Genomic DNA, 13,242 nt, shown 5'->3' on the forward strand with positions numbered 1-13,242 from the left:
TTTTGTCCTTCCGGAAAATCCCTGCGCCCGGCCGGGAGGCGACGACGCCGGAAAAATCGGCGACGCCATTTCCGAGGCGCATGTTTCCGTGGCTACCCATTCGCCCTCGGCTCCTCTATAGCAAGGCCGACGCCACCTTCCGCCTCCGAGCCGAGAAGCCATGCTGACCGCCCTGAAAAATTTCATCAACGAACTCACCGGCGAGGCCGAGCGGCCCAAGCCCTTGGAGGCCGCCGATTATCAACTGGCCGCCGCCGCCCTGCTGGTCCACATCGCCTCGATCGACGGCGAGTTCGACGACAGTGAGCGCGCCCGCATCCAGCAGCTCGTGGAGGCGCGCTTCGGGCAGTCGCCGGAGGAAGCGCGCGAACTGATCGACGCCGCGCGCGAAAGCGAGGCCGACGCCGTCGACCTCTATCGCTTCACCAGCGTGCTGAAACGACGTCTCGACGAAGACGGCCGCCGTCAGGTCATCGGCATGTTGTGGGACATGGCCCACGCCGACGGCGCGGTGCATGAATTCGAAGAGAATGTCGTGTGGCGCGTCGCCGAGCTTCTCGGCGTCTCGACGCGCGACCGCGTCGAGCTGCGGCGCGAGGTCCGCGACAGTCTTGCCGCGCCTCCCGCGGAAGGCCCCTGGTCGCGGCCAAAGGAGTGAGGCCGATGAGCGACTGTTCAACGATCCGCCCCGCCGCGATCGTCACCGGCGCGTCGGAGGGCATTGGAGCCGAGCTTGCCCGTGTTTTCGCCGCAAAGGGCCATGAGGTCGCGCTCGTCGCCCGTCGTCGCGACCGGCTGGAGACGCTCGCCGATGAAATCGAGGGCGGGGGCGCGAAGCGGCCGACCGTCATCGATCTCGATCTTCTGGCGGAGGGCGCCGTCGAGGCGCTGGCCGCGCAACTCGCCGAATCCGGCCTTGCGCCCCAGTATCTCGTCAACAACGCCGGGTTCGGGCTGATCGGCCGCGCGGCTGAGCTCGATCAGTCGGAACAGCTGGCCATGATCGACCTCAATATTCGCGCGCTAACCGCGCTGACGCTTCGATTCTTGCCCGACCTCGCGGCGACGAGGGGCGGCGTTCTCAACGTCGCCTCGGTCGCATCCTTCATGCCGGGGCCCGGTTTCGCGGTCTATTACGCGACCAAGGCCTTCGTGCGCTCCTTCAGCGAGGCCATCGCGCAGGAGTTGAAGCCGCAGGGCGTGAAGGTTTCCTGCCTGTGCCCCGGACCCGTGCAGACGGGATTCCAGGCGCGCGCCGGCTTCGATTTCAGCGGCGCGATGGGGGCGATGAAGCCCGCCATGCTCCCGGCGGAAGAAGTCGCCCGGCAGGGCTATGACGGGCTGATGGCCGGCAAACGCGTCGTCGTGCCGGGGACGATCAACAAGCTGCTCGTCTGGAGCGCAGGGGTAACGCCGCGCGCGATCCTGCTGCCGATTCTGGCGACGGCGCAGCAACGCCGCTGAGTCGCTCGCCGAAATCGGGAGGACGCGCCGCGCGCCCCTCCGCTGAAAAAAATGCGGCTGCAGGCGGGTGAAACGCGCAAACAAAAAAGCGAGCCGACCCGGCCCGCTTTTCATAATCCTGTTCCTGAAGTCAGTCTTACTCTTCCGCAGACTTGACCTTGAGCACCTGACGGCCGCGATACATGCCGGTCTTCAGGTCGACATGGTGCGGACGGCGCAGCTCGCCCGAGTCCTTGTCCTCGACATAGGTCGGCGCCTTGAGCGCGTCGGCGGAACGGCGGAAGCCCCGCTTCATGGGCGAGGTTTTTCTCTTCGGAACGGCCATTTTCTATTTCTCCAAACCGCGAAGGCCGCGAGCGAAGCGCGCGCGGCGGAAACAGGTGGGGTGCGGATACACGAAAAAACCCGCGCTGGCTAGTCTTCTGCAAGCGCGTCGGCGTTCACGACGGCGTCGCGCCACAAGCTGGACATCGCAGTTGCGAGCCGGGTGGAGGCGGCTTCATAGGCCGTCGCGGGGTTGAGGGCAAATTCCGCTTCGGCGTAACGGCGCTGATTGACGAGAAGCGCGATCTTGCCCGCCTCGAGGTGAAAAATCGCATGGGCGCCGGCGCATTCCCGATAGGCGGAGAGATGACCGTATTTTTCCCTGGCCGGGCCATGAAGCCATTGACCCAGGGGGCAGCGGTCGTGCTTTCCGATGGTCGCCGCGTCGAGTTCTTCCTGGGCGACGATCGCCCTGCGCAGCGTGCGCTTCCAGGCGCCATGCGCCGCGATCGCCTGATTGAGATCAAAATCCATGACGCGTCTACCCTGGCTTTGATCGACGCGAGACGCGCCTTTCGAAGCGAAGCGTAGAAGCGGAGGCTTTTGCGCGCCTTGCGCGCTGACGCCGGCTATCCCTTGTCTGGCGGATTATCGACGGCGGCCGGCGGCGTCGGAGCCGCCGAGGCGCCGGCGCCCTTGTCGGCCGCGGGCAGCATGGCGGGATCTTCCTCGATCAGCTGCTTGGCGCCGCGATCGTCGACCGGCTTCGCAACCGCGGCCATTGGCGCGGCCTTCAGCCCCGTCTGCGAGGCGAGCCAGCTGCGCCACTGGTCGTAGCTGCCGTTGAAGGTGTTCTGGTCCACCGCGCCGGGGATGCCGGGCACTCGGCCATCCGAACGATACTGCCAGAACGTCCACTTCCGGTCGCCGTAACGGACCTTCGGGTGATATTTCGTCGAGCGCACCCAGATCGGATATTCGGACAACGCGTCCGAGTGCAGGATCGCCTGATAGAAGTCGACCGAGGAATAGATGATCGGCCGCTTGCCGTAATGGCGCTCCATCTGCTCCAGCATGGCGCGCATGTCGCGCAGCGCTTCCTCGCGATAGAGCGTGCGCTTGCAGCTCTTCGATTCGGGGGTCGCCTCGACGTCGAGCACCGGCGGGAGCGCGTCCGGGTCGTTCGGAACGACGGAAGCGAAATTGCCGATCTCCTCATGCGGCGGGCGACACCAGTAGACGAAGTGATAGGCGCCGCGCGGAACGCCGGCGGCCTTGGCGGCGGCCCAGTTGTATTGAAACTTGGAGTCGGTGCGGTCGCCGCCCTCGGTCGCCTTGATGAAGGCGAAGGCGACGCCGGAATCCTTCACCGCCTGCCAGTCGATGTCGCCCTGATATTTGGAGACGTCGATCCCGTGAACGGCGAACTCGGCGCTGCGGGTGGCCGGGAAATTATGCAGCTCCGACTCGGGCACCGCATAAGCGAGGAAGCTCGGGTCCCGCTTGGCGTTCATCAGGGGGGCGCTGGTGGCGAAGCGGGGACGACGGGCGTAGCCGGGATCGACGGCGCTGCCGCAAGCGACGAGAGACGCGCCGCTCGCCGCAACGCAGGCGAGCGCAAAAAGGCGCGAAAGAGAACATTTCAACGAGCGCATTCCGTCAAATTATCCCCTCAGCCGGTAACGAAGCGTTAATGCGCCGCCGCGACTCAGTTCAGATGGAACCACAAACTGGCAATTGTGAGGAAGGCGCCGTAGCCGACGACGTCGGTGATTGTCGTCACGAAGGGGCCCGACGAAACCGCCGGATCGAATTTCAGCCGGTCGAACGCCAGCGGCACGATGATGCCCCCCAGCGCCCCGGCGACGAGATTCGTGAACATCGCCAAGGCCATGACAGGCCCGAGCCCGACATTCTGGAACCAGTTGGCGGCGACGAGGCCGGTGACGAGTCCGAACGCCGCGCCATTGACGGCGCCGATCGCAAGCTCACGAAAAATAATGCGCCAAGCATTGGCGGGGGTGAGCTCCCGGGTCGCGAGCGCGCGCACGGCGACGGTCATGGTCTGCGTCGCCGAACTTCCGCCCTGCCCTGCGACAATCGGCCCCAGCACGGCGAGCGCCACCATCTGCTCGAGTTGCGACTGGAAGCTCTTGAGCACGCTCGAGGTGATGAAGGCGGTGAGCATGTTGACGAACAGCCAGGTGAAGCGGCTGCGCGCGATCCACCAGAAATCGTCGGTCAGCTCCTCCTCCGGATTCACGCCGCCGAGCGCCTTGATTTCTTCCGACGCCTGTTCCTGGATGACGTCGACGATGTCGTCGATGGTCAGCACGCCGACGAGCCGCTCGGATTCGTCGACGACGGGAACCGAAACCAGATTGTAGCGCTCGAACAGCCGCGCCGCCTCGGCGCCGTCCTCGGTCGCCTTCACCCGCCGCCGGTCGGCCTGCATGATCTCGTCGAGCCGCGCCGACGGTTTCGCGCGCACCAGCGCGTCGAGGAACACCGTGCCGAGCAGATGGTAGCCGGGATCGACGACGAAGACCTCGAAGAAGCTGTCGGGCAGGATCTCGGCGTCGGTCTCGCGGAAGAAATCGAGCACGCGGCCCGCCGTCCAGAAGGGCGGAACGGCGATGAGCGTCGTCTGCATGAGACGGCCGGCCGAATCCTCCGGATAATCCAGCGAACGGCGCAGAACGATGCGCTCATGCGCCGGCAGCGCCTCCAGAACCTCGGCCTGCTCTTCCGGCTCGAGCGTCTCCAGAATGGCGACGGCGTCGTCGCTTTCGAGGTCGCGCACGCCTTCGACGAGCGTTTCGACGGGCAGTTCCTCGAGAATGTCCTCGCGGGTCGCCTCGCCGACCTCCATCAGCGCGGTGAAGTCGAAGTCGCTGCCCATCAGCTCGACAAGGCGCGGGCGAGCCTCGTGACTGAGCAGTTCGAGCAGCGCGCCGAGATCGGCCTCGTGCATGTCGCCGATAAGCTCGTGCACACGCTCGGAATTGCCGAGCGCAACCGCCGCCTCGACCTCGAAAACGAATTCGGAACCGAATCCGCCGCCCTGACGGAAACCTTCGGCGGCCGTCGCCGTTTCTTCCTGGTCGAATGGCATGACCGAATCCCGCTATAAGGCTGAAGGCTCTTAACCCGCGCAGGCGCGTAAGCAAACCGGCAAAACCCACATGACAAGATTTTCGCTTGCTCTCCTCTTCGCTCTCGCGACGCTCATGCCGGCCGGAAGCTTCGCCTTGGCCCGCGAGGGCTGCGGGCCGGAGTCGCTGGGCGTCTCCCGCACGATCACGATAAACCGCGGCAAGGGAAGCGCCGTCGGCCTGCAAAGCTACCCCCGCACGCTCGATTTGCAGGACCATGAGGTCGTGCTCACCTTCGACGACGGTCCGGCCCCGACCACGGCCCGCGTGCTGGACGCGCTCGCGAAGGAATGCGCCAAGGCGACCTTTTTCGTCATCGGCCACAGCGCCGAAGAGTCGCCCGCGCTGGTGAAACGCGCCGCCGCCGAGGGGCACAGCATCGGCCATCATTCATTCAGTCATCCCGGCAAGACCCTACGGCTGATGACCGACGCCGCCGCAAAGGCCGACATCAACAAGGGGATCGCGGCGGTCGAGAAAGCCGCGGGCGGGAAGACGGCGCCCTTCTTCCGTTTTCCTGGCTTCGCTGACACGCCTGAGCTCGTCGCGGACCTCAATGGTCGCGGCTACACGGTTTTCGGCTCCGACGTCTGGGCCTCGGACTGGAAGGAGATGACGCCAAAGGCCCAGCTCGACCTCGTGCTGTCGCGGCTGGAGAAGGCCGGGAAGGGAATCGTGCTTTTCCACGATTCGAAGGCGACCACCGCGCAGATGCTGCCGGACTTCCTGCGCGAACTGAAATCGCGGGGGTACCGACTCGTCCATATGGTTCCCGGGGACGGCGAGACGCCCATCGTCGCGGCGGGCGCGGGCTGGACCTCGACGACGGAGCCGATCATCGAGAAGGTGCTGGGAACAAAGGCGAAGTCGGCGCCGCACGCGCATGATCACGACGCCGAGGGCGGGCACACGCATGGGCTGGACGACACGCCGGATGGGGGGAAGTGAAGGCGCGTCTGGAGCCTTACGCTACGACGTGAATTGGACGATCCCATCTCGGAGACGGACCCGCCGTTCGCGTGCTCAGCACGTTGGTGGGGCGGATGCTTCCCGCCCGTCCGCGACCAGACCTCTCCCCCCATGCCGCGCGCCCTATATGTTTCGGGAGCGCCAATCCGCGCTCGACGAGAAGGAGCGAATCCATGGAAGGGCCCGAGCTTTACGATTACGCCCGTCAATTACTTGCGGCGCGGGGGGACAAGGCCGTTGCAGAGGCGGCCCAGAAAGCCCGCGCTCTGGAGGAAGAGGGCAAGACCGACGAGGCCAAGACCTGGCGCAGTGTCGAAGCGGCGTTGAAGGAGATGCTCGGGCCGCACCAGAGCTGAGCGAGCCTGTGCGTTGATATGAAGCTGACGCCGTCAATCGCACACAAAGATTTCACGTGAGAAATCTTGCGTGAAATGGTGCGGTCGAGAGGACTCGAACCTCCACTGGTTGCCCAACTAGCACCTCAAGCTAGCGCGTCTACCAATTCCGCCACGACCGCACGGGGCTGCTTCGCTAGCTGCGAAGCGCCGGCGCGCAGCCTCTAACAAATTGACTGGACGATGACAAGAGCGCCGCGAACATGTGCGGCCCCGCAAGCCCGCAGGCGCGAAAAATGCTGTAGAAAACCGTCATTGCCAGAAATAGGAGGCTGCATTGCCGATTTTCAAGCTACCGCTGTCCGGGGACGTCACGCAGACCATCAATCCCTGGACGGCTTTTTTCAGCCCTTTCGGCAATCAATACGGGCTCATAAATATCAGTCTCGGGCGCTCGAGCGCCCCGGAGGTCGAGGAAGAAGTGCTCGAAAACGTCGGCAGCTATGGCAAGCAGCTCGGCCGCATGGGCGACGCCCTCGGCGTGCTGCTCGATCATTTCCGGCCCGAGCGACCGCTGACCCGCGCCGAGAAGAAGGCGATTCGGGCGCTGCGGGACATGCTGGAGGAGATCGACGACATCAAGCGCGCCCGCGGCCGGTCGCCTGCGCCGGATAATTCGACGGAATGACCGCGCCCTGCCCCCTGCCCCGCGGCTCGCTCGCCGCCGCCATGCGCCTCGATACCGGCGCGGAGCCGGTCGAATGGCGGACGCGGGAGGGGCTTGTCGATTATCCACAGGTTGTCGCGGAGATGGAGGCGCGCGTGGAGCGAATCGCCTCCGGGAACGCGCGCGAATGCGTCTGGCTTCTCGAACATCCGCCGATCTATACGGCGGGCTCCTCGGCCAGGGACGTCGATCTGCTGGAGGCGAGATTCCCCGTGCATCGCACCGGGCGCGGCGGGCAATTCACCTATCACGGCCCTGGCCAGCGCGTGGCCTATGTCATGCTGGACCTTACGCGCCGCCAGCGCGACGTGCGCGCCTATGTCTGCGCCCTTGAGTCCTGGCTCATAGGGACGCTGGCGGATTTCGGCGTCGCGGGCGAGCGGCGCGAGGCGCGCGTCGGCGTCTGGGTCCAGCGCCCTGACAAGCCGCGCGGGCTCGCCGGCGAAACCGCCGAAGACAAGATCGCCGCCATCGGCGTCCGCCTGCGCCAATGGGTGAGCTTTCACGGAATCGCGCTCAATGTCGCGCCGGATTTGACCCATTTTTCCGGAATTGCGCCCTGCGGAGTGCGCGAATCGCATCTCGGCGTCACCAGCCTCGCCGATTTGGACGCAGGCGCGGACATGGCCGCTGTCGACGCCGCGCTGCGGCGGAATTTCGAAGCGGTGTTCGGTCCGACGATCGACGGTTAAAGCGTCGGCGCGACGACGAAGCCTTCAGCCTCGAAAATCTCCGCCTCCTCCGCCGCCTCCTCGCGAAGCGCGACGACGTGCGCAGAACGAGGCCCGCGCCTTGCTGCGTCGATCAGCGCCGCGATGGCGACGGCGGGGCCAGCCGCGACCGCCTCCACCGACCCGTCGGACCGGTTGCGCGCCCAGCCCGCGAGGCCGAGCCCATTCGCCTCGCGGACCAGAAAGGCGCGATAACCCACGCCCTGCACACGTCCCTCGACGTATATGCGGACGAGCCTGCGCTCGCTCATGACGCGGGAACGGCTACATTGTCGATGAGCCGCGTCGCGCCGAGCCGCGCGGCCGCCAGAATGCGAATCGGTCCCTCGTGGCGACGGGCGATGCGGGCCAGCGTATCGGCGTGGCGCGCCTCGACGTAGTCGATGTCGAAACCGGCGCCGACGATCGCCTCGCGCGCCTCGGCCATCACGTGGCCGATCGCCTCGCCCGCCGCGATCCGCGCCGCAGCGTCGGACAGGGCGCGATACAGCGCGGGCGCGCGGGCGCGATCTTCCGCCGAGAGGTAGACATTGCGCGAGGACATGGCGAGGCCGTCCGGATCGCGCAGCGTCGGCCCGGCGAGAATGCGCGTCGCCATATCGAGATCTCGCGCCATGTGATGGATCACCAGCAACTGCTGATAGTCCTTCTCGCCGAAAACCGCGATGTCCGCCTGCGCCTGGTTGAGGAGCTTCGCCACCACCGTCGCAACGCCGGCGAAATGGGCGGGACGGAAACGGTCCTCCAGGTCGGCCTTCGCCGGTCCTTCGAGGGTCACCGTGGTCGCGAAGCCCTTCGGATACATCACTTCAACGGTCGGCGCGAAGACGAGATCCGCCGCGACGGTCCCGAGCTTCTCGCAATCGGTCGCCAGCGTGCGCGGGTAGCGCAGGAAATCCTCATTGGGGCCGAACTGCGTGGGATTGACGAAAATTGTAACGATCACCCGCTCCGCATGGCGGCGCGCCTCCTCGACGAGCGAGAGATGCCCGGCATGCAGCGCGCCCATGGTCGGCACGAGGCCGATCCGCTCGCCGTCCGCCCGTCGCGCGCGCACGAAGCTGCGCAAATCCTCGATAGTGGCGACGACGGGAACCTCAAAGCTCATTCGCGCAAGCCTTTCCGTTGAGCCGCCGACAGGCTCGATAGATATTCGACATATTTGGGCGGCAGACCGAGCGCATGCGCCGCCGCGACGATGTCGGCCATATATCCCGGCCAGGCGGAGCCCTGTTCCGGTTCGGCCCCGACGTATACCAGAGCCGGAGCCGCGCCAAAGGGCTCCCGCAAAACGTGCATAATTTTTTTGATGTAGAGTCCCTGACCGATCTGCTCATAGCGATCGAGCGCCGCGACGTCGGCGACGGCGACATCCCAGAGCGCGCCATGGACATTGGCGCGCGGGTCGGGCGCGATGCTGACGAATCCGGATGACATGACGACGAGGCGCCATCGGGCGAGCCGCGCGCGTCCGAGCAGACGCGAATGCGGGCATCGTCGCGCCATGGCGGCGCCGTCCATATTGGAGCCATAAGCAAAATGCAGGGGCACGCGTGTGTCTCTCGCTGGTTTATGCGCGAGCTATATCACGCCTTCGCGAACGGCATGGCCGGAGCCGATCGCCACCGGCGGGATTTCAGGCCCGGCGGCGCCGACGCGACTTGCGCGCGGATTACGCGTCACGCCACGCAGCGCCCCGGCCTAAGGCCGATAGAAATCCTGTCGCCAGTTGGGCGACGCTCCTGTCCGCACCGCGATCGCCGGCAGCGCGTCTTCCGCCGCCTGCTGGATCGCGGCCGCGATTTCGGGATGATTTCGATATGTGTCCTCGCGAATGGCGATCACGGCGGGCGAAGTGATGGTCTTGAGCGCGCTGAACCAGCGTTTTTCGATCGTCGCGACGCCATAAAGACCGAGGCGCCGCAGATCGACCAGCATTTTATCGTCCGGCCGGAAATCGATGAATTTGTAGACGCGCTGCTTTGTTTTCGGGTCGGTGGTTTCCCGCACCTGGTTGAGAAGCGGGGATTGCGGCCCGTCCATCACGAAAAAAGCGTCGATCCCGCGGTTGCGCAATCTTTCCAGCGCCGTCGACGGACCATCCGGCTCAATGTCGACAAGCGGTTTCCACTTTGGCGCGGCGGCGAGAATGTTACGGAGCGTCAGCTCGCCGCCCGAGTTCGGTCCGCCCGCGGCGATGCGCAGGATGTTGCCGTCCTTCAAATTCTTGACCATATCGGCGAAGCTGGCGCCGCGCGTGTCGGCGCGCACGACCAAAAAACCTTCGTACGGATACAGCGGCGCGCCGATCATCCGTATCTGTCCGGCGCAGTCCGCCTTGCCCATGCGCGCGACCAGCGCGTCCTCCTGCACAACCGCCATTGTCACGACGCCTGCGCAGAGGCCATTCAGAGATTCGGCGCTTCCCCCCGATTCCAGGGGTTTCAGTTGAACGCCGCGCAGCGCGGTCCTCGAACCCAGCTCAGGAACGACGATCTCGCAGTTTTCCTTGTCCCGCGCCCCGCAGGCCACCTCGATGGTTTCGACCTTCCCCCGAGACGGGAGGCGCTCGGACAACGACTGCGCAAAAGCCCCCGGCGTCGCCAGAAAAGCGACGATCAGGATGACGGCGGCGGGCAATTGGAAGGTCACGATGAATTTTCCTTACTGTTTGCCCGGCCAAGATGAGGTCGCCCGAACCAGCCTGTCCAGATGTATTTTTTGCGTCGGCCCGACCCGTGCGCCTCCTCCGCCCCTTCAACGCCGCGCCACACGCCCGTCCGCGCCCCGGGCGCCTTGGCAGGTCTCGCTACCTTCGATGCAAGACGCCGTCTCCTACGACCTGAAAGCTACACAGGAACTGGAGCGCCGCGGGTTGACGCCGCCATCCGAACGGCCTTAGACAAAAAGTCGTAATCGAAGCGCCGCAAGGTCTCACTGCGCAGTTCGCCGGGCAGATGTTTCGCCGGATCGTACGACACAATTTTTCAATAAGATGGAAGGGTGGCCGAGTGGTTTAAGGCAGCGGTCTTGAAAACCGCCGTGGGGGCAACTCCACCGTGGGTTCGAATCCCACCTCTTCCGCCAGCTAAGCACTCGCCTCCGTTCGCCACCGTTCGTTTTTCCCTGTTTTTCCTGTGTTTTCTTTCCCTGCTCGTCCTTGCGTGTTCATTTTTGTTCGTTACAATCCGCCGCCAACTGGCGGATCAACTGGCGGATCGGACTTTGTTCGGCGGAAGACTCAATGCGCGCAAGGTCTCGACGGCCGCCCCCGGCGAATATGCCGATGGTGGCGGTTTGTATTTGCGTGTCGCCGAATCGGGATCGCGCACATGGGTTTATCGCTTCTCGTGGCAAGGCCGGCGTCCAGAAATGGGCCTCGGCGCCGTCGCCGATGGCGTCGGGCTCGCCGATGCACGCGCGGCGCGAGACGAAGCCCGCAAGCTCGTCAGGGCCGGCATTAATCCGATCGAGGCGCGTCGCGATGCGAAGCGCGCCGGTGAGAAAAATAAGACGTTCGGCGCCGTCGCAGATGATTTTGTGGCCGCCAAGTCGCCCCAGTGGCGCAATGAGAAGCACCTGGCGCAATGGGCGATGACGCTGGAAAAATACGCTGCGCCCATTCGCCACAAGCCCGTGGACGAAATCACAACGGAAGACGTTTTGACCGTCCTCCAGCCCCTATGGGCGACGCGACCGGAAACCGCCTCGCGCCTACGGGGGCGGATCGAATCAGTTCTAGACGCCGCAAAGGCGCTCGGGTTGCGCGAGGGCGAAAATCCCGCCCGCTGGCGCGGCCATCTTTCTCACCTCCTGCCAAAGCGGCAAAAATTGGCGAGAGGCCATCACGCCGCGATGCCCTATGCGGAGGTTCCGGCCTTCGTCCGTCGATTGCGTGAGCATCGTTCCGCATCGGCGCTGGCGCTTGAATTTTGCATTTTGACGGCGGCTCGAACGGGAGAAGTTATCGGCGCCCAATGGGGCGAAATCGACATGGCGGGCAAGGTTTGGACGGTCCCGGCGGCGCGCATGAAGGCCGCACGCCCCCACCGCATACCGCTTTCCGGCCGGGCGACGGCAATCCTCGAAAAGCTCCACGTGATCCGGTTTTCTGAATATGTCTTTCCGGGCCAGCGGCGCGGCAAACCTCTGTCCAATATGGCGATGGAAATGGTTTTGCGCCGCATGTGTGTCGAGGACGCGACCGTTCACGGTTTCCGTAGCGCCTTTCGTGACTGGGCCGGGAACGAAACACATTTCCCCCGCGAGATCGTCGAGGCGGCGCTGGCGCATGTCGTAGGCGACAAGGCCGAGCAAGCCTACCGGCGCGGCGACGCGCTGGAGAAGCGGCGGGCGCTCATGGACGCATGGTCCGCGTTCTGCGAGGCGAAGGAAGCGGGCGGCGCGGAAGTGATTGCTTTCAAGAGATCTGGCGAATGAGCGATACCGATCACGAATACGCCGCGACATTCGAGGCGCAAGGGCGGTGCGCCGAAGAAGCTACCGGGCTCCCATTGGTCGCGTGCACGCATTATGCGTTCGGCGAGCACTGCGGCCATCTCGTTGCCGAGGCGCAACGGATAAAATTTCGAGTGCAACAGGGGGCGCAATCGGAGCGACGGGACGCTGCACGGCGCATCGAAAAACAGGCGGCGGCGCTGGCGAAGGATTTGAGAGTATTCGTCGATACTTACGGCTACGCGCCGTCTCTTGGCGACTATTCGGCATTGCGCGCGGGCGAAATGCTCGCCGCGCTCGCAAAAGTCGAAAACCAATTTCGCCAAGAGGCGGAGAGCGCTGCGATTGCAATGTTATCCGATCGGGGATTTGCGCATTTCGCGCGCCAGATATTGGCGAGCGTTTTTCACACCCGCTTCGGGCAATGCGCGGTTGTTAATTACAATCCATCGACCGAAGTTTATTCGAGTCCATTTCTCAATTTTTGTCGCCACATTTTCGAGGCGGCAGGCGTCGAAATTTCCGACGCCGCAATTGCTAAGGCATTGCAAAGAAAGAACTAAGACAAAACGCCAATTTTCATGGGGCTGTGTCCCTTAGACGCGACACGAAAAGCGCGCCAGTTTTTGCTCACGTTCGGAATTGTCCGGACGAAAGGAGCAAGAGAAATGGAAAGCGGCGCTTTCACGGTTACCGAATTTTGCGCTTGGGCAAAGATCGGCAAAACCCTCACTTACGAACTGATCAATTCCGGCGATCTTCCCGTCGTGAAGATCGCGTCGAAAACTCTTATCCGTCGCCAGGACGCCGAGGCTCTACTCGAGAAGTATTTGAAGAAGGCCGGCGACGCCGATAAGACGGCGAAGGTCGCTTGAGAATGGCGCCTCCGAATGCGGAGACGCCCGCAACCCGGCGGAATGCGGGAAGCGGGCGTCGAAACGAGCTGCTTGGCGGCGGGCTCACGGCATCAAATAGCACTGCGACGCGGAGCCTGCAATCTGTCGCCGATCGCCGGCTCTACAGGCTCCGCCCCGTCTCGCGCGACCCGGCCGACGGTGAGCTGGTGGACCCCCGATACCCCGCGTGGTGGGCGACGATTGTGCGGCTTACGGACGGTCAGCGTCGCGTCATCTTCAGGT

17 protein-coding genes and 2 tRNA genes are annotated in these 13,242 nt (G+C 64.5%); 10 read left to right on the top strand and 9 right to left on the bottom strand.

What is annotated here, in order from left to right:
• Nucleotides 1-160 precede the first annotated feature (160 nt).
• Both MET49242_RS09325 and MET49242_RS09330 read left to right on the top strand, forming a co-directional pair.
• Nucleotides 161-658 carry a TerB family tellurite resistance protein gene (locus MET49242_RS09325; protein ID WP_036282534.1) on the top strand — a complete coding sequence of 166 codons (498 nt, stop codon included), beginning with the start codon at nt 161-163 and terminating at the stop codon, nt 656-658.
• 5 nt (nt 659-663) lie between these two features.
• Complete coding sequence (locus tag MET49242_RS09330; protein WP_036282536.1) at nt 664-1,464, top strand: SDR family oxidoreductase; 801 nt, start codon at nt 664-666, stop codon at nt 1,462-1,464.
• Between the two features lie 136 nt (nt 1,465-1,600).
• Here the strand turns inward: MET49242_RS09330 and rpmF are convergent, their stop codons facing one another.
• The 4 genes from rpmF to mgtE all read right to left on the bottom strand — a co-directional run bounded on the left by rpmF (nt 1,601) and on the right by mgtE (nt 4,843).
• Entirely contained in the window at nt 1,601-1,789 is a 189-nt protein-coding gene (rpmF, locus tag MET49242_RS09335) for a 50S ribosomal protein L32 (RefSeq protein WP_036282538.1), read from the bottom strand.
• A gap of 89 nt (nt 1,790-1,878) precedes the next feature.
• A complete protein-coding gene (locus MET49242_RS09340) occupies nt 1,879-2,262 on the bottom strand; it encodes a CZB domain-containing protein (protein WP_036282539.1) in 384 nt (127 codons plus the stop codon).
• Between the two features lie 95 nt (nt 2,263-2,357).
• Complete coding sequence (locus MET49242_RS09345; protein WP_036282541.1) at nt 2,358-3,383, bottom strand: glycoside hydrolase family 25 protein; 1,026 nt, start codon at nt 3,381-3,383, stop codon at nt 2,358-2,360.
• A 53-nt stretch (nt 3,384-3,436) separates the two neighbouring features.
• Nucleotides 3,437-4,843, bottom strand: a complete 1,407-nt coding sequence (mgtE, locus tag MET49242_RS09350; RefSeq protein ID WP_036282543.1) for a magnesium transporter — start codon at nt 4,841-4,843, stop codon at nt 3,437-3,439.
• Between the two features lie 70 nt (nt 4,844-4,913).
• Here mgtE and MET49242_RS09355 point away from each other — a divergent pair, with 70 nt between their 5' ends.
• The gene (locus MET49242_RS09355) at nt 4,914-5,831 is read left to right on the top strand and encodes a polysaccharide deacetylase family protein (protein WP_051134098.1); all 918 of its coding nucleotides are present in this window, start codon (nt 4,914-4,916) and stop codon (nt 5,829-5,831) included.
• 194 nt (nt 5,832-6,025) lie between these two features.
• Complete coding sequence (locus tag MET49242_RS09360) at nt 6,026-6,208, top strand: hypothetical protein (protein ID WP_036282545.1); 183 nt, start codon at nt 6,026-6,028, stop codon at nt 6,206-6,208.
• A gap of 76 nt (nt 6,209-6,284) precedes the next feature.
• On the opposite strand, the gene MET49242_RS09365 is transcribed toward MET49242_RS09360, so the two are convergent.
• Nucleotides 6,285-6,369, bottom strand: a tRNA-Leu gene (locus MET49242_RS09365).
• 155 nt (nt 6,370-6,524) lie between these two features.
• Between MET49242_RS09365 and MET49242_RS09370 the strand changes: the two genes are divergently transcribed.
• Together MET49242_RS09370 and lipB are read left to right on the top strand one after the other, a co-directional pair.
• Nucleotides 6,525-6,875 (top strand): hypothetical protein, encoded by a 351-nt coding sequence (locus MET49242_RS09370; protein ID WP_036282547.1) that lies wholly within the window; start codon nt 6,525-6,527, stop codon nt 6,873-6,875.
• Entirely contained in the window at nt 6,872-7,606 is a 735-nt protein-coding gene (lipB, locus tag MET49242_RS09375) for a lipoyl(octanoyl) transferase LipB (RefSeq protein ID WP_192815588.1), read from the top strand. The genes MET49242_RS09370 and lipB overlap by 4 nt, the downstream gene beginning before the upstream one ends.
• On the opposite strand, the gene MET49242_RS09380 is transcribed toward lipB, so the two are convergent.
• From MET49242_RS09380 to MET49242_RS09395, 4 genes are all read right to left on the bottom strand, one after another.
• Entirely contained in the window at nt 7,603-7,896 is a 294-nt protein-coding gene (locus MET49242_RS09380; protein WP_036282549.1) for an acylphosphatase, read from the bottom strand. The two genes, lipB and MET49242_RS09380, sit on opposite strands and share 4 nt — an antisense overlap.
• Nucleotides 7,893-8,753 carry a pantoate--beta-alanine ligase gene (gene panC, locus MET49242_RS09385; RefSeq protein WP_036282551.1) on the bottom strand — a complete coding sequence of 287 codons (861 nt, stop codon included), beginning with the start codon at nt 8,751-8,753 and terminating at the stop codon, nt 7,893-7,895. The genes MET49242_RS09380 and panC overlap by 4 nt, the downstream gene beginning before the upstream one ends.
• A complete protein-coding gene (locus tag MET49242_RS09390; RefSeq protein ID WP_036282553.1) occupies nt 8,750-9,196 on the bottom strand; it encodes a gamma-glutamylcyclotransferase family protein in 447 nt (148 codons plus the stop codon). The genes panC and MET49242_RS09390 overlap by 4 nt, the downstream gene beginning before the upstream one ends.
• Before the next feature lie 150 nt (nt 9,197-9,346).
• On the bottom strand, nt 9,347-10,297 hold the full coding sequence (locus MET49242_RS09395; RefSeq protein ID WP_036282555.1) for a TAXI family TRAP transporter solute-binding subunit: 951 nt from the start codon (nt 10,295-10,297) through the stop codon (nt 9,347-9,349).
• 345 nt (nt 10,298-10,642) lie between these two features.
• On the opposite strand from MET49242_RS09395, the gene MET49242_RS09400 reads away from it, so the two are divergent.
• The 4 genes from MET49242_RS09400 to MET49242_RS09415 all read left to right on the top strand — a co-directional run bounded on the left by MET49242_RS09400 (nt 10,643) and on the right by MET49242_RS09415 (nt 12,978).
• Nucleotides 10,643-10,732 (top strand) — tRNA-Ser (locus tag MET49242_RS09400).
• A complete protein-coding gene (locus tag MET49242_RS09405; RefSeq protein ID WP_244430893.1) occupies nt 10,688-12,085 on the top strand; it encodes a site-specific integrase in 1,398 nt (465 codons plus the stop codon). Before MET49242_RS09400 ends, MET49242_RS09405 begins: the two co-directional genes overlap by 45 nt.
• Nucleotides 12,082-12,666: a hypothetical protein gene (locus MET49242_RS09410; RefSeq protein ID WP_036282557.1), complete on the top strand. Its 585-nt coding sequence runs from the start codon at nt 12,082-12,084 to the stop codon at nt 12,664-12,666. Before MET49242_RS09405 ends, MET49242_RS09410 begins: the two co-directional genes overlap by 4 nt.
• Before the next feature lie 105 nt (nt 12,667-12,771).
• On the top strand, nt 12,772-12,978 hold the full coding sequence (locus tag MET49242_RS09415; RefSeq protein ID WP_036282559.1) for a helix-turn-helix domain-containing protein: 207 nt from the start codon (nt 12,772-12,774) through the stop codon (nt 12,976-12,978).
• Nucleotides 12,979-13,242: the final 264 nt, after the last annotated feature.

Origin of the sequence: Methylocystis sp. ATCC 49242 (assembly GCF_000188155.2) — a bacterium.
Taxonomy (GTDB): Bacteria; Pseudomonadota; Alphaproteobacteria; order Rhizobiales; family Beijerinckiaceae; genus Methylocystis.